Here is a 22,812-nt window from a genome sequence, read left to right as displayed (position 1 = left end):
CTGTTTTTACCTCGACTGCATTGGCTGCTTCTGGCCGCTGGAACAGATATTGTCCTTGCCTGCCAGCCTGAGCGTCTGGATGACCGTGGCAGCCTCGGCGAACTCGTTGATGCACTGGCAATCAATGACGATTTCTTCGCCCGGGTCGGCAGGACAGCTGTTGTTGATGCAGGTCTTGTAGAAAATGTCGTATGACTGGGCGGGAACACGCATATCGGTGACATTTCCGGTCGTCGTCACTTGGGTGTCAGTCTTGGCGATGCGGGTTTTGCAGGCCACTTCGCATTCGGACGCCGGGTCTCGTTGCGGCAGGTTGATGCTGCCATTGGCAATATTCCATCCCGTGGGGCCGAGACGTGGGTCCTGAAAGGTCAGATTCGCTGTGTTGTCGCTTGCAGAGGAGACCACCTTTCCGAAACGGGTTGCCACATCAGAGAAGTCGTATTGCTGACTGCCGCAGACGTAAGTACGCTTCTTGTGCCACCAGTCGCGGCAGATCTTGTTGGTACCCACCTGTCCGGTAAAATTCTTACAGGAAGGAAGTGGGTTAAAGCCGGTCGGATTGAAATTCTGGTAGGTCACGACACCATCGATATCCTCTTCCTTCAGGCGGCAGTCCGGGTCGTTGGCCAGGGTGGCGCACTTATCCTCAACCCCTTCCGTGTAGGTATCCTCCTTGAAGTCGAAGAAATAGCTCCAGTCGAACGATACCCCTTGAGCACCCTTGGCCGGGCATACAATGCCGGTCTGCACGGAGGTATCAAAGCCATTGATGACTCCGTCCACGGATGCCGAAGCGGAATTGCAGCCGCCGCCGCTCATGTTGTTCATGTTGAAGGTCGCTGACATGAGCTGACCGAGCTTGGCCGGGTCAGGTGTGGACACGGTAACGGTTTTGACGTTATGCCAGCCATCGCCTCCAGGGCTTCCGCCGCAGTTGTTGTGTGCTGCTCCCGGTCCCCCGGGGCCGGTGTCCAGGTATTCCAGTTGATAGGTCAGTTCATCAACCTTGTGAACCCGTATGTAGACCAGGTGATCGGTACAGAGTGCGCTGTTCCCTGAATCGTTGAAGGACTTGGTGGTGGTATCAACACGACCAGCCCGGTCGACAGTGCAGATGCTTGATTTGCCTTGGGCCTCTCGGGCCGCACCTGAGTTGGAGATCATGTAGTAGAAACTGCTCGGATCGGATGACTGGGAAATGGCAGCGGAATCCCTTGCTGCGGTCAGTTGCGGCCAGTTGGTGTAGTAGTTCGACAGGGTGGATACGGTTGGTGATGAGGAAAAGGCCGAAACACTGGAGGCAGCGTTATTGGTCTGGGTGGTAACCTGACCGTAATAGGTGATGGTGGTAATGTCGGTATTGACGTTTGTGATGGTGAAGGAGGTGTTGCTGGTATGAACAGCATTGACGATGCCTCCGCCGATGTCTTTCAGCACTATGGCGCTGTTGACCCAGACCAGGTTGCTGCCGCAACTGCTGTTGATGCAATAGCAGCCACCGAGATCGGTAATGGAAGCCGGTGCTTCAGTGACCCGGCCATCGGCATCGGCGGCCCATGTGTAGTATTTGCAGTTTGTCCAGCTACCGGCATTACATGAGATGAAGCCGTTGGCGCAGACCCCTGACACAAGCGACGGCACAGCATGAACATTGTCGATGGTGCCATCAGTGTTGAGATCCTGGCTGATAATGACCTGCTGCAGGTCACCGGTTCCTGACGGCTGGATCATCACCTCCAGGAATTTTGCCGAAGAAGGAGCACTCAAAGTTGCCGGAAAACTTGTAGCGCCATTCACTGTCTGCATGAGGTTCGATGAGTTAGTCATCGGCAACGAGATGTTGCTGTTAACACCATTCTTACTGCCGAACCTGGAGAGCGCTGTCTGACCGGCATTCTGGCCAGCGGTCTTCCCATCAACTGCGAAGGCAGACGTGCTGCTCAATGCCACAGACATCATCAGGCTAACTGCGGTATTTCTTGACCATCTCACGGATTGCATCCTCATAACTCACTCCGCCATCAACCATTGCCTCTATTTCAGTTATCTCGCTCGCATCAGACGTGAATACGTAGTAGGAGAAAGGATCTACGGCTAATCTGCCGATTCCGACGCCAAAAGGTGTATCCATGAATATCTCCGAATACTTCGGCTTGTTGCTCTTCGTTGACTTGAGAATCCTCATGGTAAAGTCGTCATAGTCCATCAGCTTTTCGTCCAGAGCCTTTTCGAAGTCCGACGATTCCAGATAGAACTTGAAGGCCGAGTTATTCCGAATGACATCGCCAACCCCGCCGAAGAGCTTCATGTCGAGCACAGACTGAGTAATTATGGTGAAACTGCCATGATATTTGCGGGCACGACGGTACCCTTCCTCGATGACCTCCTTGAGGGTTGAACTCTCCCCAAGGAATTGCCATGCCTCGTCAAAAACGATCAGCCGCTGATCCGACTTGTCAGAGAGATAGAGATCCTGGGTGACGGCGTTGATCACCTGAAGGGTGACGACCCGGAACAGTTCCTTGCGAGACTTGAGGTGCTCCAGTTCCAACACCACGAACTCGTCATTGGAGATGTCGAGACTGCTTTTGCCGTTGAAGAAACGGCCAAAGGTTCCGTCGCTCTTGAAGTCGGCCAGGTTAAAAGCAAGCCGGGAAGCAGCCTCCTTGATCTCGCCACCCTCGGAGGAGTACTGGTCGAAATTGAACAGGTACTCGTAGACGGTATCGATATCTGCATCATTGCCCTCCTGCTGCCAGGCCCAGCGAACTGCTCCCTTGATCAGGGTCATCTCTGTCTCGCTGGGAATGGTCTTGCCGGTGGAAAAGACCATCTGGGCAACGATGGGAGCGATAACCGGGATGTCGTACTCGGGATCGATGATGTTGGTGAAGGGGTTCAGACAGACCTGGGAGTCCTCGCTGAAGTCCAGGTAGCGTGCGCCGAACAGTTTGGTCATCTTCTTGTAGGACCCGCCGATGTCGATAATCCGGATCTTCGATTTCATTGCGAAGTAGTTGTAGACCAGATAGTTGATGAAGAAGCTTTTGCCGGCGCCGCTGGAGGCACAGACCATGGCGTTATGGTTGTTGACCCCTTTGTTGAAGATGTCGAGGCCGAACAGATTCCCTTTCCTGCCTGCGAAGAGCATCACCGGCTTGCCTAGTCCGGAGAAGTCCCCCTGCACCGGCAGGGTGACAGCAATACTATCCACCGGAAGAATATGGTCGCGGTCGAGAGTGTCGATGTTGCTGCCGTGGTCGTAGAGACCGAATGGCAGGGAAGAGATGAACAGGATGGGAAGAATCCCCTTATCCTCCTGCATGACGTACCCTTGCCCCTCCCAGACCCGCTTGGCCCTGGTGACGGACTCGTTTACCAGCCATTCGTCACTGCCGTAGACCCACATGATAGGAATGACACGGTAGAACTTCGTGCCCCGTTCCAGTTCATCGACCGCCCAGAGGTACTCGTCTTTCTTTCTGGCCAGCGATGGGGCGAAACTGCCGACACCCTGCTGCTGCAGGACCAGGTTGCACTTGGTGTGAAGCTTGTTCTTCTGGTTCCGTAGGACGATATTCAGCGTAAAGAAGAATGGCGTCCGGATCTGATCAGAGTCGGTAGCCATCCCCATGATCCCGCCGAAGAGCTGGTTGGTCTGGATCGGATCGCCGTTCAGAGGGAATGACTTCGGGGTGACGCAGCGGAAGTGCCGGGAACCGAACTTGAGAGAAGAGAACCTTTTCTCTACCTTGGTCCCGAGCAGTACCTGCTTACGGATGATATTGCGTTCGTCATAGTGGGTTGAATTCGCAGACGGGTCCTCATTCAGCATGCGCCGTAGCCAATCCAGCAAGTTACCCGGATTGACAACAACCGGTGAAAGGCCGGCGCCACGAAGCACTTCCTGGATTGTGCCGAACACTTCTTCAAGATTTACATGGGCACTGTCCTTCACCGGAAACTTGACCGTAAAAAACATCCTGAAGTTCCGGATCGGAATACCGCTCAGACAGCCGAGACCTTCCACACCTTCCTGAAAGAAGCGGGACACGTTGTCAGAAACATCGCGTACCAGTTTGCTGTCGCGCAATTTCATGGAAGTATAGGTATCCACAATATGCTTAACAAAAGGGTCGGCGAATAGAATGAACTGCATGATCGAACCGTCAGGCAGGTTTACACGGAATATCCCCTCCAGGGTCCTGATGGTTGTCTCACAGGCAAAAGCCAGTGGCGCACACTCCCACATCATCCCGAAGGTGTTATCGGTGTTCAGGTAGATCTGATTCTTGGGGTCATGGGCAATCCACGGGAAATATTCGGAAAAATTGTCCCGTTCGGAGAGACGGCGTAACTCGCTCTTGGTGAAGCCCCCTCCACTTCCAAACAACGCTGACGCTACGCCCATGTCTAGTCCTCCTCGCCAGATGTAACGGAGTCACCCATCAACCAGCGCGGTTCATCAACGAAGAAGTAGACATAACGCAGCATGTAGAATTCATTGTCCTGGCCGGTGTATGGCAGAAGGAGCACCCGCATGGTTTTCGGGGGAGCAACAACCGGTGTGACCGGTTCTTTCAGGAGTCCGCTGAATTTGTCGAACAGTGCCGATTGGTAGCGGTTGTAGGTACCGTTCTCTTTGGCCGACGGATGCAGGGAGATATCCTTCTTGCCTTCGGTGCAGAGACCGGCTGCAGCACTGTCAGCATTACAATCGTCTTCCTTGTGTTCTGCAGGTGCTTCGCTTGATTTGCCAGGGCTTGCTGTCGATTCCTTGTAGGCGGTTTGCACCGAAACGCACTTGCCGTTGCTGGTTTCAGGGCAGCTAAAGCTGCTTTCGTAGGGGTTGAGCAGGGCACAGCCGCTCATTGTCAGCATTCCTATAGTAATAAGGGCTTTCTTCACTTTCCGCCTCCCTTGGCAATTTTCTTGATGTCCAGATTGATTCCTTCGCTGATGACCAGTGTCACTGGCTTTGTGGCTCCGACTTCTATGACCGGCATGGTTTGCCTGGCCAGTTCCATGTAGAACTTCTGGATCTCTTTGAAGCCACTCGACAGGCCGGACCCAAGCCCAGACATGGCAATGTCTTTGGGGTCAACGGTTTGTGTTGTACCGAGAGGACTTACGGACATGGTCGTGGCCGCAGACTTAATCGCGTCACCGGCACCGCCGAAGAAGCCGGCCAACATGCTCCTGGCGATCATGGAGCCCATCTTGGCAACGACCCGGCCTCGCAGGCCAATTTTGCCGTCTTCATCAACGACGAACCCTTTGATCTTCTGGTCGACTACTGCCTGCCCCTTACGGTCGAGGCATGACAAGGAAACGAGCAGCAGTTCCGCACGCTCGGTGGCCAGGTTCCCCTTGCCGTCGGCGATAACAAAGCACCCTTTGAGGTTTGCCTTGACGCTATTGGGCAGTACCGCTGGAGTCTTTACCCTGAGCAGCACCGGTACCGGATTTCCTTTGGCTTCCGAAGTGGTTGGAGCGTCCAAGCCACTCAACAGAGTCGCCTCCATAAAGGAAGGTGGCAGATAGACCGAGACGGTCCCGACGTCTTTTTTTTTATCTTCCGCATCAGCCTTGGTGGGCTTGCCTGATCCAGGAGACGAAACAATGGCGATATCGCCGATTTCGGTTTCTGGTGGAGATTGCAACTGGCCTGCAGCCATTCCTTGAGGTGCGGCAGGTGGGGGAGGAAGCGAGAAGCTGCTGCTTTGCGGCATCGGTGGAAGTGGCGGCAACGGCTGTTTTGATATCACTGTCCTGCCGGAACCGGCCTTTTGCGTCTGGCCCTGCTGTTGAGCAGTGATGGCAAGATGATTGTCACCAGGTACAGCGGGAGTAGTGCCGGCCTGAAGCACCGGTGCTGGAGTCGGGTCACCCTTTTTCTCTCGGGTAATCTCATCGAGTTTTTTCTGGAGTTCGGCAACTTTGTCGTCACGCTTGGCAATCTCCTTCTGACTTTCGAGGAACTGTGACTTTTCCAGGAGTTTTGGCTCGATGCTCAAGGGCGCTTGTTTCGCACTTTTTATGGAAACGGAATCTTTCCCTCTGTTCATGGCGTAATATCCAATCGCGAATACGGTCACAAGAATGCAGCCTGCCGCACACCAGGCAAGATTCCGGCGCTGACTGCCACTGAGTCCGTTCCAGAAGGACAGGAGCTTATTTTTCATCGTCTGCCTCCTGGACATCTGGCTCGGTACGGTTTTCTGTGGGCTCTTTTTGGTTTCCCGACTTGTTTGCAGGTAGACTCTGCCTTGGCTGATCCATTACCGGCAGGTCACCGGTCAGTCTACGACCCCCCTGTTTCTCGGCACGCTGCTCCACCACAAACACTCTGGAAGAGTCACCTGTTCGCAGAACATGACGTTCAAGTGATACAGCTATTGGGTTGTCCACCAGCGCCGTACGCAGAAACATCTTCTCGTTCATCTTGAACTCGGGAGTTTCGCCCCTCAGCGATACCTCGTACTCCTTGATCCGGAGACCTTCACCCTCGATGTCCACGGTTCGTTTGAGGGTCAGAAGGATTTCCCGGAATGTGAAGAATCGTTTTTCCTTTTTGCTGATGGTGTATGAGTCAGGAATGTTCTCGGTGTAGACTTCCCTGATCGCCTTGAGTACTTTCTTCTCGAATGGTAAGCCGGCATAGAGAGACAGGTTCTCTTTGATCTTCTTCTCCTGGCCGGAAGTGAGGCGAATTGTTTGGGATGGCACTCTTTGGGGAAATGCGACCAAGCTGAAGACTTTTTCGCCACATACGACATAAAGCTCGGTCGGTGTAGATGAGTAGAAGAACTTGTCCCCCTTCTTGGTCACCTTGAACTTCACGAAGGCATCCTTGCCGGTGATCTTGATCGTTATCCCTTTCTCGGTTGAGGTCAGGACTTCTCGAATGTCACCTGGGCAGGAGATCCGATTTATGTCGGAACTCGACAGCCGAATACCGGTTGACGATTCGGGTAAGACAACGGTCGGAAACTCACCCTCGACCGGCTTTTCAATAGCCTGGTCAATTGCAGTCTTCTGTTTCTGGATAGCACCTTGTTCCAATGCATGCGCCAATGTCGGCACCAGCAATGCGATTAGTAAAGCTATCGTTTTGCGCATCACGCCCCCTTGTTTTCGCCTAGCGCCGGCTTTTCATAGAGCCGCACTAGGATGAATTTTCCGTTCTCGAAGCGGTATTCGATGAGGTAGACCTTCAGAACGTCCTCTGCCTTCTGATCCACCATGTAGGTCTTCTTGGTACCGGTCACTACGAGACGCCGCTTCTCGGCGTCATTGATGATTGAATGAATGTAAAAGGCACTGGAGGCCTTGGTGTTTTCGATTTTGTCCGCCAGTTCGTACAACTCTTTCCGTGATGCCTGGAATTCGGCGGGGTCGTAGACGGCTAGCAGTTCGCTGAACTGCGACCGGACGTTGACCGGGTTGTAGGTAAGCGCCAGACTCAGGATGTAGCGGGTGAATTCCTTGAGGTATTCATCCGAGGCTTTGTCGCCGGAAACAGAGATCTTTGAATTGATGGTCGGCGGCACGAGAATCACCCGCTGACTGTTCAATGCAGTGAATAGTCCGGCTGTGTTGATGACAACGGCAATGCCAAGTGCTACGACCACGAACTTGAGCAGCCGGTTTTCGGCGAAAATGTTGGAACTTTTCTGTAGAAATATGTCGAGGTTCACTTCTTTCTCCCTCTGTTTGTGGTCATTCCAGAAAATCTCTTTCGAAGAACTGCGGGTACCCCTTCATCGGTGCCAGACCGATGAAATAGAGAACGTGGCGCAGGAAACCACGTGGGTACTGTCGCTTGAAGCGGCTGTATGCCCACGGAACGATGATCATCGTCAGCCAGAGATATCCCCCGAACTGTTGGGCGAAGATAAAACTTGCCGTCATGATGGCCAGGTCATCGGGTTCGAACCAGAGGACCTGGAACGGCTGCGTCAGATATTGGGGAAACTTGCGGATCAAGTACGCCTCCGTTCATGGCTACAAGATGGTGGGGGGGCTTTCGCCCCCCCCGGTTGTGGCTAGATGATCATCCCGAGTGAGGTGACGATCTTGTCCGAGTTGATGACGAGTACTCCTCCCAGGATGCAGAGGACTGCTGGGACCATCTTCTGCTGGATCATGACAACGACGCCGGCGATGATGGAAAGGACACCGGCGATGGCGCCGAAAGGTCCCTTGAGGATGTTGTTGATGAAGAAGTCGTACGCCTCGAAACCGAATGAACCGGCTACGGGGGCAACGAGGGCCATGGCCTGGGATGCCGCCAGCGTTACGATCATCGCAACGAGGGTCATCAGAAGCATTTTCCGCTTGTGCATTCATTTCTCCTTTGAGCTGTTGGTGTGATGGTCAGACGATGTTGCGAAATAGATTCAGTGTGATTGCGGCTTGCTCACCTCCTTTCCCTTGTCCAGCAACCCGGTAATCCGTTGGATGTCTGCACCATTCACGTGAGCACCTTCGATCCAGAGTGCCGGTGTTCCACGTACGCCAAGCCCAGCGGCAATTTTCTCCATCTCCTCCAGTTGCTGTTGCTGTGCACCCTCGGCTATGGAGATTGGCTTTCCGTCCAGCACTCCCTCGAATACATCATGGAATGCCTTGTCCCTGTCAGATTGCGACAGGATGTAGCGAGCCTTTTTCTCTGCGTCGGGATGTATCCTACGTAGTGGGACGAAATAGACGTAACGGGTCACGTCAGTTCGCTTCGAGAGGAAGTTGTCAACTTTGCGGCAATAGGGGCAGTCAGGGTCGGTGAACTCGATAACCTTTTTCGGGCCATTGCCGATTTTCAGGGCTTTATCCAGGGGGAGGCTGTTGATTCGTTCTGCAACTACCTTCTCCCGCATCTCGGCTGTCAGGTTCTTGCCGTCTTTGGTCCAGATTTCACCAAAAAAGAGGTATCCTTCGGGGCTGAAGTAAAATACCTGTTCGCCTGCGGTGATCTCATATAGGCCTTTGAGCGGCGATTCCCTGAAGCCATCCAATTTCATGTTTGGAAAGGTCTTCATCAGGGTCTCTTTCTCCATTCTCAGATTGTCGTTAGCCATAGAGAAACCCGCCGCAGTCACGATGAACATCATCAGCCCGCCGACCATAAGTTTCTTGTTATTTGCGATCTTCACATTCCCTCCTTTTGTAATCCGATGATTTCTACTCTTCTGTTCTGTTGCTTGTCCTGCGAGGCAGGGCAGCATTTGCCTCTGCCTTCGATAGTGCTGATATTCACCCCCTTGGCCTTCAGTGCCGTGGCGACGGCCTCTGCTCTTCTGAAGGACAGTTTCTTGTTGTAATCATCCGTACCGATTGTGCAGGTGTATCCGGTTACATTGACGGCATTACCTGCGGGAATATCCCTTGATAGCTTTTCCAGATTGCCCTGTTCAAATTGGGAAAGCCTGGAACTGTCGAACTGAAAGTGAACTGTCCCGAGTAACCCCTTGATTTCAGGCTGCTCATTTCTGGGTACAACGGCTACAACCTCAGATTGAGTAGTAGGCAGCTGTATTGGCATGGAGTCGCTTATTCTCACTGCAAGCTTGGTAATGGCAGGGAGGATGGTCAGCTTGCTGTCCGGGCAATTTGAACAGACAACAAAAGTGTCTCCACTCTGGGCTGATGCTGCATCAAAGGAATACGCGAACGGTCGTTGGCGTATATCGGAAGCGAAGCTTGACAGTGGAACGAGAAAAACGAGCGACGCAGTGGTCATGAACTTTGCCAGCATGTGTCCTCCGGAAATTTGATCTTCATATTGATTATCTTCTGGGGGGGAAGGTGCGAGGGTGGTCTTTGCGAATTCCTCTTTGACGAGGTAGGAAAATTCTTAAGATAGGCCACGCACTGGCGGCATCGACCATACACTTGCAGTTTCCTGCTGTGGCGAGAAAACGAGTAGCGTGAATTGTTCAAATATGAGGAGTTCTGGAAAAGGATTGGGTTACAGAAGGAAGGGGGTATTTATAAAAAAAGCCGCAAACTCCAGAAGAAGTCCGCGGCTTTCAGTCTCATCCTCGCTGGTGCCGTCTAGCGAGATCTTTTAGGGGCCCTGGTTCCAACCCCTCGAAAACATATGGATTCAATATCTGATTTCCCCACATCAAATTTCGATCAACTTCGCTTAACGATGCATCGTCACAGACAGTCGACCAATTCTGCTCGATGCACGTTATCTGTTTAGCGATAATGTCGACGGCCTCATCTTCGGTGAGAAGAAATTGCGGAGCGGCAGCAATGCATGTGGTTATCCGACTTGAACGGTCGTCTCCCATAACCAGCATTGCTTGAGTGGCGATCTGCCCATGGCGAGCCTGTGGGCAGATATCGTATGCCGGGGTTAACGTCAGCATCTGTCCGTCCCAGAAAGCTGCATGGTTGCGGGCATGGTCGTCAGTATTGCCAACCAGAATATTGAACACGATACGGGAAAACAGTTCGCGCAATGTTCCGGGAGCATTTGTGAATTTACTCCGGATAATTTCAGCCAACGTTTCATAGCTTGCGTAACGGGCCATCATCTCATCCAGAGTCAACATCGTCAGAGCCGAAACAAGGCTCTTGCGCTGCCACCCATTGGCCGTTGCCTTCCGATCAAAACGATCGACAAGCAGCACATCCTTGCCGGCGGCACGTTCCAGAGAGACCGGCGCCACATCAATGCCAGCCATGGCAGCTAGTCTCATTGCGACATACTCTGCTTTGACGACGGAGTAGAGGTCGGTGGAAGTGGAAAATTTCGCTATGAATTTCCGGGAATCACTTTCAATGAGGGCCTTGGGTCGTGCTCCACCGATAGAGGTTCCATGCTGAAGGGCCTGTGCAAGCTCTGGAGTTAGCGGAATTCCCTTCTCGACACGCTCGGTCGCCTCAATCAGTTCTTCAATGGGGGCTCCGGAGGCATATCGCGGCTCGTACTGCGTAGGCGATAACTGGAAATCAAGGGCGCCTATCCGCTCGGACCCGGACTCAATAAGGTAACTGAGTTCATCGAGTGCTGCCGGGTCGATTCCAGACGCTTTATTTCCGAACTTCTTGTTGAGTATTACCCTGCGTCCCCAGGCATCAGGAGCAGCGTCCCGTAAACACCCCGGGATGGAAAGCCCAGATAGGAGAGGGAGTAGCCCCTGACGCAGGGGAAGTTCAGCGTCGTAAATAGAAATAGCATTGTCGCGCTGCAGATAGCTTTTACCGTAGTTGAAGACATATGTCGTCCCTACGGTCGTAAGCATTCCGGCCACCACCGGATCTATCTCTCCAGGGAGCCAGATCCAGACATATATTTCTTTGTAATCAGAATTCATCGTTTACCTTCATAGAGCTGCGAACCAGCTGGGGCAGAAGAGCCAGCTTATCGTCAACCCGGCTTATATTTCTGGAGATATTCGCGTTCCCTTCATCCCCAAATAGGTTTACCCCAACCAGGTTGGCTACCTCAAACACCAGGCCGATCTCACACTTCGGGTCGCCACGCTCGATCTTCTGCAAAGTCCTTCTGGAAATCCCGGCCCGGCCAGACAGGTCTTCCTCGGTCATCTTACGTTCTTTCCTGCCGAGCCGGATGAGTTTGCCCAACAGCTCTGCTGCATCCCGGGTCTGGCGGAGATATGTGCGGTTTACTGGAGACGCCATAGATCACCAATTGAGTATTATCGTAGTCATGTAATAACTTCGTGATTACGATAATAGCCAAAACATAAAAAGACGTCAATAGAATTTCTGTTTAGCTGTTGACTCACCATGACTCAATATCTATCCAAATGAAGCCAGAAGTCATTCCAGTATTTTACCAAGGACCGAGGAACAATAGTCATCCGTAACTTCCCCTGATGGGATGATATGCCTTTCTACTATCGCTGCCGGTTTTGGCAGCATTTCTCTTGGCTGCTCCGTGGCTATCTGGGGTTTGGTACGTGTTGGCGGAGTTTCGCGGGACATGAGATCCATGACCTGCATCCCTTGCTCTGATGCAAGAAAGTATTTGAGTGCTTCGTGAGTGTATGCTGACTGCTTCCGACTTTTACGGAGGCGTGCGAAAGCATTGACGATGTCGGGATCATAGGTTTTGATCTTGAGCGTGAACTGGGCCATGACTCACGCTCACATTCCGCCTGCAAGCGATCGGAATCCGCGGGCATTCGCAAATTCCGGAACCGGCATGACGATTACCTCGATATTCTTTGCTGGGAAGCCATCTTTGAGCAGTGCGGCACCACCACCAAACAGCAATACCCTGTCGAAGTCGGCATGCATTCCAACGTGTGCCTGCAGTTCTCCCTGGACATCCCGGAGGATGTGCTCGATGTAGGCAACGCCGGCATCATTGATTTCTTTCCTGACGTCGTGTCGCTCGAAACCGTATTGCAGATAGCCTTTCTCGATCAGGAAAGCTATTTCTACCGGGGTGAAAGTGCCGGAAGGTGCCAGGTCCTTGATGCGTGGCAGCAGATAGCTGGTTGCCATTTGGTGAACACCCCGTTTGTTGAGGGTCTTGCCGTAGATGATCTGTCTTTTCTGAGGAGAAAAGAGCGTAAAGATAATCGTGTTGAATCCGATGTCTATTCCCAAGACGTTTCCATCTGGCCGTTCCTCGACATTGTCCAAGTAATCCCTGAGTCCACCGAGACCTTGCGGGAATATGGCGACATCAGTGACGAGTGCTCCAGACAATGCCTTTGCTAAGGCCGGAACCGCTCCGCCAGGTTTGTTTTGATCCTGCCAATAGGAAAATGGCAGACCAACCGCGAGTGTGACCGTCCCTTCAGCCTTGGCTGCCTTGAAGCAGTGGCCAACAAACTCTGGATAGAACCTCACAAGCTCTTCCATCGTTTTCAGGTAGGACGAACCCGATGACAGAAGTGCTTCTTCTCCCACCATCAAATTATCTCCGTCATATCTGAATGCGGAAATAATTCTCCCCTTACGATCCTCATACATCCACTTTGCTGACGAAAAACCCAGATCACAAACCAGCACACTCATGACTGCCTCCTTGGAGAATATTTTGGGGAACAAAACGTCCCCTACACCTATAATCTTGCGGGGGGGAAGGTGAAGGAGACGTTTTGGGGGAATATTTCGGGGAATATTTAGGTTCCTTCCGATTATGGACCCTGTTTAGGTACCTATTTATTCCCCCAAAAGGTTCCTTGTCTCTGTTTGTAATACATGGAGAGCTATTGTCTCCATGTTGCGTTATTGGTTTTGTCTCTGAGCGATCAAGAGTTCTAGTCGTTTGATTTGCTCATCATAACGGAGCGCCACCTGGAAACGCTGCAGTGCATGCTCCAGATCGATGCCGCCGGCATTTATCGCAGGATTGCCGATCATCTCGGCAACATAGGCATTGCGGTCGGGATGCCAGACGATTGTTACTGATGGATGTGGATCGTGTATTCTGGTGGTTGGGACCCTCTGCGGCGGATCTTCGCCAAACATCCGCGCATAAACGGCAGGAAAGTCTCTCTTCAATGCTTCATGAATGTCGCCCTGTACACCTAGTGCCAGTTCTCGTGCTGCTTTTACAGGATCAAACCCCCATCCTATGCACCAACGCGGGAAGGAATAGCCTTTCTTCCGCAGAACGGATTCCCATTTGGCATCGATTCCGTATGACCTACGCAGACCTTCTTTTGGGAGGGTATCAATGTGGCCGGCACCCCTGAGCAGATCATGAATATGTTCGGCGCTACTCTTGTTCAGTGTCCTGGTTATTTCGATAACGCTCAAACCGGAGTTAAATGCCTCCTCTATTCGCGAGTTGAGTTTTTCTTCCAGATTTTCTATTCTCATTCCGATTCTCCTAGCGTTGATGAGGTACAACATATCTAAAAGAACAAGTTCTTATAGATATGTTTAGTTGTCGACTCTGACAGATGTTTATGACCAAAAATTATCGTGGTTACCCTCCAACATGGCCAACTGGATCAAGGTATGTTTGCGGCTTCCGGAACGAGAATGACGGCGAAGATTGTATGCCGCCTGTCGAACCCGGTGGATTTTGAATTGCGGGTACTCGACCTCGAAGTGTTGCTGGATGCGACTAGCCATTTCTCTAGCCGGGAGTTTTGCTCCAGGTTTGAGATTGAGGTAACTGCTAAGGATGTATCTTTCAATTTTACCGAAATTGGGGAAAGCCAGCATGACCGCCCTCTTATCTGGTTTGAAAGTTTTATTCATCTGGGCAACGTACCATTCGTCTGTCCAGATTCGACAGAGAGCAGAAATAAGCAACTGATGGCTGTCCGTGAGCGGGAATTCGATGATGCTGTCATCAGCAAGGCGCTTGAGCACCTTCTGGGATAAAGGCTTGAACTTCTTGATTGCTTCATTGCGTTTCATTATGGCTCCTTTGCAGGTTGTAATAGTCGACTGCTGTTGCCGTGAAGATCCTAAATCAGGAAGGCGGGCTTCTTGCTGAAAAACCCAAAGGCGTGAAGTTCTGAATGGCTACACAGCCAGACATTATTTCCTGGTGCTGTTGGGTCACGAGCCTCATGCGGTCAACGACTATGGTTCCGTTGTCTGCGAGCTGCTTTATTCGTCTGAACGCCCTTTTCAGAGTGTCTCGGACATTAAAGTCAGAACAGCCGTAGAGATCAGCGATCTCGTATGTGGATAGTTTCCCTTGATCCGCAACCCCCAGGGAGAGAGATAGAGTTTCCCTTTCCTTTTCCGTCAAGTGGTGGGAAATAGCCTCGAATATCGCCTCGATGTCAGCACCATCATCACTCCCGTGAATCGTCTGTTCGACTGCCTCAATGTCGCCATAACAGATATGCGAAGGAATCGAATTGGACCCATGGGTGAAGTTAGGGTCGGGAGTCAGAACGCTGATCTTGTTCCGGAATGTGGTCCAGAAGGCAGCCTCGAACGGGATATTCTTCTCCTGACTGCGAAGAACCGCGACGAATGCAGCCTCGTATGCCTCTTGCTGAAAGTCGCACATTTCATAGGGGGTGAATTTCCGATACTGCCTGATCTTGCTCTTGATCGTGGGTTCGTTGTCCTGCACCCATTGCATTGCCTTGAAGAAATCCATGTGACCTCCGCTCAAACAAAAAAAGCCGGTCACGGAAGTTTTCTCCGTAGACCGGCTTTGCCAGCACATTGAAGTGCCCGGCCGTGCCAGATTGAATCTGTGCTATTAGGTTGTCGTACTACTACTGGAGACCGGGTGTTCCCGGATCACTTTACGGTTTCAGAAAGTCTTACTCCCAAGCATGAAGCGATACGGATAATTTCCTCTGTAGAGGAGATCTTCCGAAGATGATCTTCAACCTTTCTCCTGATTCTCACGGTGTCCCATCCTGAAGGGAGGTAGATGCCAAAAAGATGAATGGTACCGTCTTCAGCAATGCTGATGGTTTGATCACGGAATGCCTTGATGACGACATTGATGTTCGGCAGGCCTTCATCCAGGCGGTATGCATTTCCGGTATGGGTAATGGTGAGTCCTTGCTGACGTAAATAAGCGATGACAATTGTCACAGCGTCATCAGGAACTGGGCAGTTCATGGGGGTCCTCCTTGATGTTTTTCAGCCCCTAATGGTTATAAAAGGTTAAAAGAAGGTTAGGGGGTTGTGGAAAACTCTGTAACATCGCGTGCTGCAAAACGAATTTCCGATGTGCTTGTCGGCCAAAGGTCAATAGTTCTGCCGGTCTAAAGTCAATAGGTTTGCCGGTCAAAAGTCAGTACCTGTAGGGCTTAGGTCTATACTTTGTCGGTCAAAAGTCAGTAGTTCGCCGGTCATAAGTCAATACTTGGTAAGTCATAGGTCAATGCCTCCGTGCGACGGTAACCAGGTCATCCTTGACCTCCCAGGATTCGAGGAAACTCACTTTCACGAGAACATCGAGCGCTTTTCTCAATTCGATACGGAAATGCCTCAGCTCCATTTCGGAACCGCACAGCTTGATGAGAGTCTCAGCCTTTACCGGGAAAGGTTTCCGATGACTTGACCAGTAACCAAACAACTTGGATGCGATGCCGTCTGGAAGCGCTCGCCTCGTTTCCCAGTTCACTCTCGTCAGGAACTCTTCGTCAAATAGGAGGCGCATTTCCTCGCCAACCCAGACTTCCCATCGAGACAGATTTTCATTGTTATCGTTTCTGGATCTGAACTTAAGGATCAGAGAAACACTGATGAAGGTATCAAGGCGTTTTGATTGGAAGCGGATTGCTGTAGCCTGCATCCTGCTCAAGCAGACACGGAGTCGGTCGTAGCTTTGGCCCTTGATGGGCCAGCCAAGCATTTTGATGAAAGAATAGGGGGTGAAGTCGATGCAATCGCCAAGATGGGTCTTTTTTGCCAGGTGCATCAGGTGCAACCAGACAAGTTCATCATCCTGGCGCAGTTCCTCACCACGATAAATTACCTGGCCGTCTCCGATCACAGCTATTTCTGCGTCCTTCATGAAGAGACGAGCTTGATTACGGTTCCGGCAATTGAAAAGTGCCGAACGAAGGATTTCATTCGGCATTGCTCTTTGAGTATCAGGCCACTCTGGAAGATACTTCGGTCTCGCTGCGAGGCTTTCAAGAATACGTTCGAACGAATCAACCCCGCCTCTATCGTCGATACAGTTTGTGTTGCGCTGAAGTCTATTATGTTGCAATGGCCACCTCCCGTGATCGCGGAGGAGGTGGTGCTGGTGAAACTCTGATCCTGTCAGTTTCACGTACAAAGGCCTGGCGTTCGAGGTCCCGCCGGATAATATCCATCAGACGATCAAGCCTGGCTTCAGGATCAGGAGACTTTTTGTACTCGATAGTGACCTTCACAGGAATCTCGCAACGTAAAGAAGATTAAGTAAACATTTTGATGAAAATATTAAATACGTATGCTATAAATGATGAGTAAATGACGACTGACTGTTCCATATAGACGATAAACCGCTTGCAAATATCATCAGTCGGCCCATAGGGCATCAAATGGCCAACCAAGTTCTTGGGCAATCATCCTTTGCAGGCGTTGTGATTTGGCTCTGCCGCTGATTACGTGATAGACCGCAGTACGATGTACCCCTGCTTTTTCAGCGATATGTGATCCTGATATTCCTTTCTGCATCATCAGGACCTTTATTTTAAGCGATTTCCTCATCATGATGATTATTGTTGCATAAGGATGAAAACCATGTCAAGCAAAATTCAGCAAAATGACGACATTCTGATTGAAAATATCATCGAAAAGCTGAAAACAGCTCTTGAGCTGAAGAGTGATACTGATGTCGCAAAAGCACTCGAAAGCGATCCAAGGCTGCTTGGCACCTGGAAAAAACGGGGAACTATCCCTTACGAAAAAATCATCAAATTGTGTATCAGCAAGAACATCAATTTGCAGTGGATGTTCTCAGATGGCGGTTGTCTTCCGACAGTATGTCGAGACAACGGACTTGTTTCCGAGGCGGATGGCTACGTCAAGGTGCCAAGGTTTGAGGTCAAGGCCAGTGCTGGAGGGGGTGCAATTATTCATAGTGAGCAAATTGTTGATCATCTGTATTTCAGGACAGAGTGGGTAAAGAACGTACTGGGGATTCCAAGGGACTTTTTGGCGCTTATATCGGTACAAGGTGACAGCATGGAACCGACCTTAAGCAATGGCGATCTGATTCTGATTGATACCAGAACTTCACGCGTCGAAGACGGGGCTATCTACGTTGTGCAATACGAGGACGCTTTGCTTGTGAAGCGTCTGCAGAAAAAGTATGACGGCTCTGTTGTGATCCGAAGCGATAACACCCTATACGAGCCTGAAATTCTGCATGGGGAAGAGGCGATTAATCTTAAGATCGTTGGCAGGGTGGTTTGGGCCGGCGGGGTGATTTAGACAGGAATGACGGGATGAACGTTGGAATATGGATAAGGGTATCAACAGAAGATCAGGCGCGGGGAGAATCGCCAAAGAATCATGAAGCCCGTGCTCGGATGTATGCAGAACTCAAGAGATGGAACATAGTAGACCTGTATGACCTGTCAGGCGTTTCAGGCAAGGATGTCCTTGACAATCCTGAAGCCAAGAGAATGCTTGATGACGTAGCCGCTGGTCGAATACAGGCTCTTATCTTCTCAAAACTTGCTCGCCTTGCCCGCAACACCAAACAACTCCTCGAAATCTCCGACTACTTCCAAAAGCACGATGCCGCACTCGTAAGCCTTGAAGAGAGTATTGACACGTCCTCCCCTGCCGGCAGACTCCTCTATACCGTTATCGGCGCATTGGCTCAGTGGGAGCGTGAGGAGATCTCTGCCCGTGTCGCAGCATCAATTCCTATCAGGGCAAAGTTGGGAAAGAATACTGGTGGAAAGGGGGCCTTCGGTTATCACTGGGTTGATGGAAAGATCGTTCCCAATCCGGATGAGGCTCCAGTCGTCAAAAGGGCATACCAAATATTCCTTGAAACCGGCAAGCTGCTCACTACCTGTAATCAACTCAAAGATGAAGGGCTCTATTCAAGGAGCAAGAAGGTTTACAGGCCGACATCTCTCAAGCGGCTTCTCTCGGATACAATCTACAAGGGCATACGCAGAGCCAACTACGCAAAGAGTCTTGGTAACAAGAAGAATTGGGTGCTGAAACCGGAGTCAGATTGGGTTTATACCAACGTGCAACCGCTGGTGTCGGAAGAGGACTGGGACGCAGCGAATAAAATCTTCGAGGAGACAGCTAGGAGATACACGTCATTCAAGGCGGTCCCGAAGGTAGGAAGGTTCTTGTTTTCCGGGATACTGAAGTGTCAATGTGGCGAGAAGCTCTACGTCGCACCGTATCCTTCGATGAAGATTCCCCGCTATGCCTGCAAGAAATGTGGAATGAGAATCAACGAGGACATCATTGAGGAGAACTTCCAGAATGCCTTGAAGGAGGTGGTTGTTGCACCTGAACAGCTTGGTGCCAACGAAGATCTGAAAAAAGAATTGGTGGAAAAGCAGGAGAGGCTTGAACTGCTGAAGAAAGAGCAGAAGGAAGTGAACGGTAAAGTTGATGTTTTAATCGACTTGTATGGTAAGCAGGTTCTTGATCAAAACGGGTTCAAAGAAAGATATGATCCGATCAAGACCAGGCTTGACAACATTACCCTGGAGATCCCCCGCCTGCAGGCAGAGATTGATTTCATCAAAACAAATGAGATTGGCAAGTCGTATGTAATCGAGAGAGCAACTACGCTGGCGTCACTGTGGCCATCGTTGAGTTATGAGGCTAGGCAGCAAGTCGTGAAAGAACTTGTCGAGAGGATTGATGTCGGCGAGGATTCCCTTCATTTTGTCTTCTATTATATCCCTTCGTTCGCGCCAGTAGAGAAAGGTTCACACATCTCCAGGGATTCATGGCCGCCACCAGCATAACTCTGGACGGATAGGTCAGAGAGACCAGTGAGCGGGAAATGGAGACGCGGCCATCCTCGAGCGGTTGTCGCAGCACCTCCAGGACATTTTTTTTAAATTCCGGCAGTTCGTCCAGGAACAGCACGCCATTGTGGGCCAACGACACCTCACCCGGCTTGGGGGTGGTACCACCGCCGATCAATCCTACATCCGAGATGGTATTATGTGGAGCTCTGAAAGGTCGGGCGGCCAGCAGGGCGCGCTCCCTGTCAAGCATTCCGCTGACGCTGAAGATCTTGGTCGTTTCGATGGCCTCCTCAAAGGACATGCGCGGCAGGATGGTCGGGATGCGGCGGGCCAGCATGGTCTTGCCGGAACCGGGAGGGCCGATCATGATGATATTGTGTCCGCCGCTGGCAGCCACTTCCATGGCGCGCTTGGCGTGCTCCTGGCCCTTGACCTCGCTGAAGTCCTCGCCGTACTCGCAGCCGTTCGTAAAGAGCTCCTCCAGATCGACGCAGTACGGTTCGATCAGCTCCCGGCCGGAAAGAAACTCTACCACCTGCGGCAGTGTTGTTGCTCCGATGACCTCCAGGCCCGCCACCACTGCCGCCTCGGGAGCGTTCTCAGCCGGCAGGATGATGCCGGTCAGACCGGCCCGCTTGGCCGCCACCGCCATGGAAAGAGCACCTCGAATCGCCTTGAGGCTCCCATCCAGCGAGAGCTCTCCCAACAGGCTATACTGCTGCAACAACGAGGTTTTGACAATATTGGTAGCTGCCAGGATGCCGATCGAGATCGGCAGGTCATAGGCAGCACCCTCTTTTGTGAATAATATCTTAATTTGCCAGTTAGAATACCGATAATTGCAAATGAGAGATAAAAATCGCAAAGAGAATAAGGGGTACCAGGTGGACTCTCTTTTCGGCAAACCTCCAGCCCGCAGGATTCGTCCGAGCAAGTGCGCCAACACCGGTGTCCGCTCTTCCCTCAAAAACGGCAAGGGCCTCGAAACCGAGTCAAGCCTGGAACACGACTTCCTGGTTCTTCTCGATTTCGACAACCGTGTCGAGCGGTACGAGGTGCAGCCCGTTACTCTACGATGGGTAGATAACGGCAACGAATTCATTTATACACCGGACGTCCTTGTTAAATACACCGACGACGCACGAGACATAAATCCCTCCTTAAAACCAACCCTGTATGAAGTGAAACCCCATGATGTTCTCAAACGGGATTGGCGCAAGTTCGAACCCAAATTTCGCCATGCGATGTCTTGGGCGAGAGAAAATGGCGTGCGTTTCAAAATTATCACGGAGAAACGCATCCGCACGCCCTTTCTCGACAATGCCCAATTCCTTCTAAGGTATCATTCCTCGACGTTTCCCTACTCATCTACCGAAGGGAGTGACGAGCGGTACGTACTGAACTCCCTTAAAAAGACAGGGGAAACGAGCGTTAAAACATTACTATTGTATATGTCTCAAGTCAAGACACGCCAAGCCGAGCTTATTCCGTGGATCTGGCGGTTGATCCTGGAAGAGAAAATCGGCACTGATTTGGACAAGCCACTCACAATGACTTCGACGATCTGGCTCGCCCAGCGGGAGAGAGGGGTGTAATGGGCAAAGTTATAATGGTCGGCCCGGGATCGGTCGTGGAACACGCGGGCAGGACGTACTGCGTCAGGAGATACAGCTCGGCGAATGAAGTGGTCGCCGAAGATATCGACAGCGGCGAGAAAATCTCTCTGGCCATATCCGTCATAATACATAGCAATGGCAAGACGGCCGGCCATGCAGTTCCGGATCTCGCCGCAATAACGGAGCACGAGTGGCAGGAGGCCCTCCATAAATATAGAGCGTTCAAACCGCTGCTGGAGATGCACCCCCGGCCAACCATAAAGGTACAAGAAGTCGCCGACAAGCTCTTAGTCGATCTAACGACCGTTTACCGCTGGATAAAACGTTTCGAGGAAACCCGAACCATAACCAGCCTGCTCCGGAAAAGGCGATCGGACCGCGGCGCGCAGAAACTTTCCCCGGAAGTAGAGCAGATGATAACGGGAATCATAAACCGCCACTATCTCAACAATCAGCAATTGAGCTACACACATGCCTACCGGGAACTTCAACTTGCCTGCCGGGCCGCCAAGCTTGAATACCCCCATTTCAATACATTCATCAAGAGGATAAAATTGTTGGCTACCGAGCTTGTTGTCAAAAGAAGACGTGGCCAAAACGAAGCGCTGAAATACCAACCCGTCAAGGGGCACTTCCCCGGGGCCAACTACCCATACTCGGTCATCCAGATAGATCACACCAAGCTCGACATCATTCTGGTTGACGAACATGACCGCATCCCCATCGGCCGCCCCTACATCACGCTGGCCATCGACACCTTCAGCAGAATGGTCGTCGGCTTCTTTATCTCCTTCGATCCGCCGGGCACTCTGGGAACAGGAATCTGCATATCCAATACGCTGCTGCAAAAGGACGAGCTCCTCAGTCACTACAACCTGCAATACACTTGGCCCTGCTACGGAATCCCCGCAGCAATTCATCTGGATAATGCGAAAGAATTTCGCGGGGACGTGTTGAAAAAGACCTGCGGCCAGTACGGAATCGACATCAAATTCAGAAAAGTCAAAAAGCCCAATTATGGCGGATATATCGAGCGGCTCCTTGGAACCCTCCTGAAGGAAATACACGCACTGCCCGGCACGACGTTCTCTAATCCCGAGCAGCGCGGAGAGTACGATTCGGTAGGCAAGGCGACCATGAGCCTCGCCGACCTTGAGAAGTGGTTGCTGAACCTGATCTGCGGCGCATACCATAAAAGAATCCATTCGGAACTGGGCACGTCTCCGCTGGAAAGGTACGACCAAGGAATCATGGGAACTGACGACTCTCCAGGGGTTGGGCAGCGTCCGGTGGCGGCGGACGAGCTTCGTCTCAGGATCGATTTTCTTCCTATGGAACTCCGGACCATCCAACCTGGCGGAGTGATGATCGATTGCATAAATTACAGCGCGGACGTGCTGAACCGATGGGTTGGGGCAAAAGGGTCCGGCAGCCGCGGGCGGAAGTTCATATTTAGGCGCGATCCCCGGGACATCAGTTATCTCTTGTTCTATGATCCGGATGCCGAGGCACATTTCAAGGTGCCGTACAGCGACACGCGCTATCCGGCAATGACGTTATGGGAGTATAAGGCGGTTCGTCGGCATTTGAGAGAACTCGGCAAGGACAAAGTCAACGAGGAGGAAATATTCAGGGCTTTCGAGGACATGAAGAAGGTTGTCGAGCATTCGAAGGTTCTGAAGAAGCAGGCAAAAATAAAAAAAGAGCGGAGCGCCACCGCACCGCCGCCGCCCGCTCCCGAAAGAGACACGGCGCCTACGCCTGTGCCGGATTTCAAAAGAGGCAAAATAGAGTTGTTCGAACTTGAGGAGTAA

24 protein-coding genes and 1 pseudogene are annotated in these 22,812 nt (G+C 51.6%); 4 read left to right on the top strand and 21 right to left on the bottom strand.

Features of this window, described 5'->3' with window-relative positions; all coding sequences use genetic code 11:
- Positions 1-6 precede the first annotated feature (6 nt).
- The 20 genes from GSVR_RS00540 to GSVR_RS22280 all read right to left on the bottom strand — a co-directional run bounded on the left by GSVR_RS00540 (position 7) and on the right by GSVR_RS22280 (position 17,133).
- A complete protein-coding gene (locus GSVR_RS00540) occupies positions 7-1,734 on the bottom strand; it encodes a hypothetical protein (protein ID WP_239077419.1) in 1,728 nt (575 codons plus the stop codon).
- Between the two features lie 232 nt (positions 1,735-1,966).
- Positions 1,967-4,414, bottom strand: a complete 2,448-nt coding sequence (locus tag GSVR_RS00535; RefSeq protein WP_173201754.1) for a TraC family protein — start codon at positions 4,412-4,414, stop codon at positions 1,967-1,969.
- A gap of 2 nt (positions 4,415-4,416) precedes the next feature.
- Positions 4,417-4,911, bottom strand: a complete 495-nt coding sequence (locus GSVR_RS00530; protein WP_173201755.1) for a TraV family lipoprotein — start codon at positions 4,909-4,911, stop codon at positions 4,417-4,419.
- Entirely contained in the window at positions 4,908-6,188 is a 1,281-nt protein-coding gene (locus GSVR_RS00525) for a TraB/VirB10 family protein (protein ID WP_173201756.1), read from the bottom strand. Before GSVR_RS00525 ends, GSVR_RS00530 begins: the two co-directional genes overlap by 4 nt.
- On the bottom strand, positions 6,178-7,125 hold the full coding sequence (locus GSVR_RS00520) for a type-F conjugative transfer system secretin TraK (protein WP_173201757.1): 948 nt from the start codon (positions 7,123-7,125) through the stop codon (positions 6,178-6,180). The genes GSVR_RS00525 and GSVR_RS00520 overlap by 11 nt, the downstream gene beginning before the upstream one ends.
- Complete coding sequence (locus GSVR_RS00515) at positions 7,125-7,703, bottom strand: type IV conjugative transfer system protein TraE (RefSeq protein ID WP_078788889.1); 579 nt, start codon at positions 7,701-7,703, stop codon at positions 7,125-7,127. Before GSVR_RS00515 ends, GSVR_RS00520 begins: the two co-directional genes overlap by 1 nt.
- Before the next feature lie 22 nt (positions 7,704-7,725).
- A complete protein-coding gene (locus GSVR_RS00510) occupies positions 7,726-7,992 on the bottom strand; it encodes a type IV conjugative transfer system protein TraL (RefSeq protein ID WP_173201758.1) in 267 nt (88 codons plus the stop codon).
- A gap of 59 nt (positions 7,993-8,051) precedes the next feature.
- The gene (locus GSVR_RS00505) at positions 8,052-8,351 is read right to left on the bottom strand and encodes a hypothetical protein (RefSeq protein WP_078788887.1); all 300 of its coding nucleotides are present in this window, start codon (positions 8,349-8,351) and stop codon (positions 8,052-8,054) included.
- A gap of 54 nt (positions 8,352-8,405) precedes the next feature.
- Positions 8,406-9,158 (bottom strand): DsbC family protein, encoded by a 753-nt coding sequence (locus GSVR_RS00500; RefSeq protein ID WP_173201759.1) that lies wholly within the window; start codon positions 9,156-9,158, stop codon positions 8,406-8,408.
- The gene (locus GSVR_RS00495) at positions 9,155-9,760 is read right to left on the bottom strand and encodes an OmpA family protein (protein WP_173201760.1); all 606 of its coding nucleotides are present in this window, start codon (positions 9,758-9,760) and stop codon (positions 9,155-9,157) included. Before GSVR_RS00495 ends, GSVR_RS00500 begins: the two co-directional genes overlap by 4 nt.
- 280 nt (positions 9,761-10,040) lie before the next feature.
- Entirely contained in the window at positions 10,041-11,333 is a 1,293-nt protein-coding gene (locus tag GSVR_RS00490; protein ID WP_173201761.1) for a type II toxin-antitoxin system HipA family toxin, read from the bottom strand.
- Entirely contained in the window at positions 11,323-11,661 is a 339-nt protein-coding gene (locus GSVR_RS00485; protein WP_012468411.1) for a helix-turn-helix transcriptional regulator, read from the bottom strand. Before GSVR_RS00485 ends, GSVR_RS00490 begins: the two co-directional genes overlap by 11 nt.
- Before the next feature lie 141 nt (positions 11,662-11,802).
- Positions 11,803-12,120: a hypothetical protein gene (locus GSVR_RS00480; RefSeq protein ID WP_173201762.1), complete on the bottom strand. Its 318-nt coding sequence runs from the start codon at positions 12,118-12,120 to the stop codon at positions 11,803-11,805.
- A 9-nt stretch (positions 12,121-12,129) separates the two neighbouring features.
- Positions 12,130-13,011, bottom strand: a complete 882-nt coding sequence (locus GSVR_RS00475; protein WP_173201763.1) for a ParM/StbA family protein — start codon at positions 13,009-13,011, stop codon at positions 12,130-12,132.
- Between the two features lie 213 nt (positions 13,012-13,224).
- The gene (locus tag GSVR_RS00470; protein ID WP_173201764.1) at positions 13,225-13,821 is read right to left on the bottom strand and encodes a hypothetical protein; all 597 of its coding nucleotides are present in this window, start codon (positions 13,819-13,821) and stop codon (positions 13,225-13,227) included.
- Positions 13,822-13,908: 87 nt separating this feature from the next.
- Positions 13,909-14,370 (bottom strand): hypothetical protein, encoded by a 462-nt coding sequence (locus GSVR_RS00465; protein ID WP_173201765.1) that lies wholly within the window; start codon positions 14,368-14,370, stop codon positions 13,909-13,911.
- Between the two features lie 55 nt (positions 14,371-14,425).
- Positions 14,426-15,070 carry a sigma-70 family RNA polymerase sigma factor gene (locus GSVR_RS00460; protein ID WP_173201766.1) on the bottom strand — a complete coding sequence of 215 codons (645 nt, stop codon included), beginning with the start codon at positions 15,068-15,070 and terminating at the stop codon, positions 14,426-14,428.
- Between the two features lie 146 nt (positions 15,071-15,216).
- Positions 15,217-15,546 carry a hypothetical protein gene (locus tag GSVR_RS00455; protein ID WP_173201767.1) on the bottom strand — a complete coding sequence of 110 codons (330 nt, stop codon included), beginning with the start codon at positions 15,544-15,546 and terminating at the stop codon, positions 15,217-15,219.
- A gap of 262 nt (positions 15,547-15,808) precedes the next feature.
- Positions 15,809-16,648 carry a plasmid replication initiator TrfA gene (trfA, locus tag GSVR_RS00450; protein WP_173201768.1) on the bottom strand — a complete coding sequence of 280 codons (840 nt, stop codon included), beginning with the start codon at positions 16,646-16,648 and terminating at the stop codon, positions 15,809-15,811.
- 293 nt (positions 16,649-16,941) lie between these two features.
- On the bottom strand, positions 16,942-17,133 hold the full coding sequence (locus tag GSVR_RS22280) for an HTH domain-containing protein (protein WP_370552068.1): 192 nt from the start codon (positions 17,131-17,133) through the stop codon (positions 16,942-16,944).
- A gap of 33 nt (positions 17,134-17,166) precedes the next feature.
- On the opposite strand from GSVR_RS22280, the gene GSVR_RS00445 reads away from it, so the two are divergent.
- Both GSVR_RS00445 and GSVR_RS00440 read left to right on the top strand, forming a co-directional pair.
- Positions 17,167-17,859, top strand: coding sequence for a S24 family peptidase (locus GSVR_RS00445; protein ID WP_173201769.1), 693 nt, complete (start codon positions 17,167-17,169; stop codon positions 17,857-17,859).
- Between the two features lie 14 nt (positions 17,860-17,873).
- Positions 17,874-19,376 carry a recombinase family protein gene (locus tag GSVR_RS00440; protein WP_173201770.1) on the top strand — a complete coding sequence of 501 codons (1,503 nt, stop codon included), beginning with the start codon at positions 17,874-17,876 and terminating at the stop codon, positions 19,374-19,376.
- Here GSVR_RS00440 and GSVR_RS00435 read toward each other — a convergent pair.
- Positions 19,342-20,181, bottom strand: a pseudogene (locus GSVR_RS00435) (YifB family Mg chelatase-like AAA ATPase); the annotation flags it as partial. The gene GSVR_RS00440 and the pseudogene GSVR_RS00435 sit on opposite strands and share 35 nt — an antisense overlap.
- 85 nt (positions 20,182-20,266) lie before the next feature.
- Here GSVR_RS00435 and GSVR_RS00430 point away from each other — a divergent pair.
- Both GSVR_RS00430 and GSVR_RS00425 read left to right on the top strand, forming a co-directional pair.
- A complete protein-coding gene (locus GSVR_RS00430) occupies positions 20,267-20,977 on the top strand; it encodes a TnsA endonuclease N-terminal domain-containing protein (RefSeq protein WP_173201771.1) in 711 nt (236 codons plus the stop codon).
- A complete protein-coding gene (locus GSVR_RS00425; protein WP_173201772.1) occupies positions 20,977-22,812 on the top strand; it encodes a helix-turn-helix domain-containing protein in 1,836 nt (611 codons plus the stop codon). Before GSVR_RS00430 ends, GSVR_RS00425 begins: the two co-directional genes overlap by 1 nt.

The organism is Geobacter sp. SVR (genome assembly GCF_016865365.1).
Classification (GTDB): Bacteria; Desulfobacterota; Desulfuromonadia; order Geobacterales; family Pseudopelobacteraceae; genus Pelotalea.
This window is presented reverse-complemented; position numbering and strand designations above follow the sequence as displayed.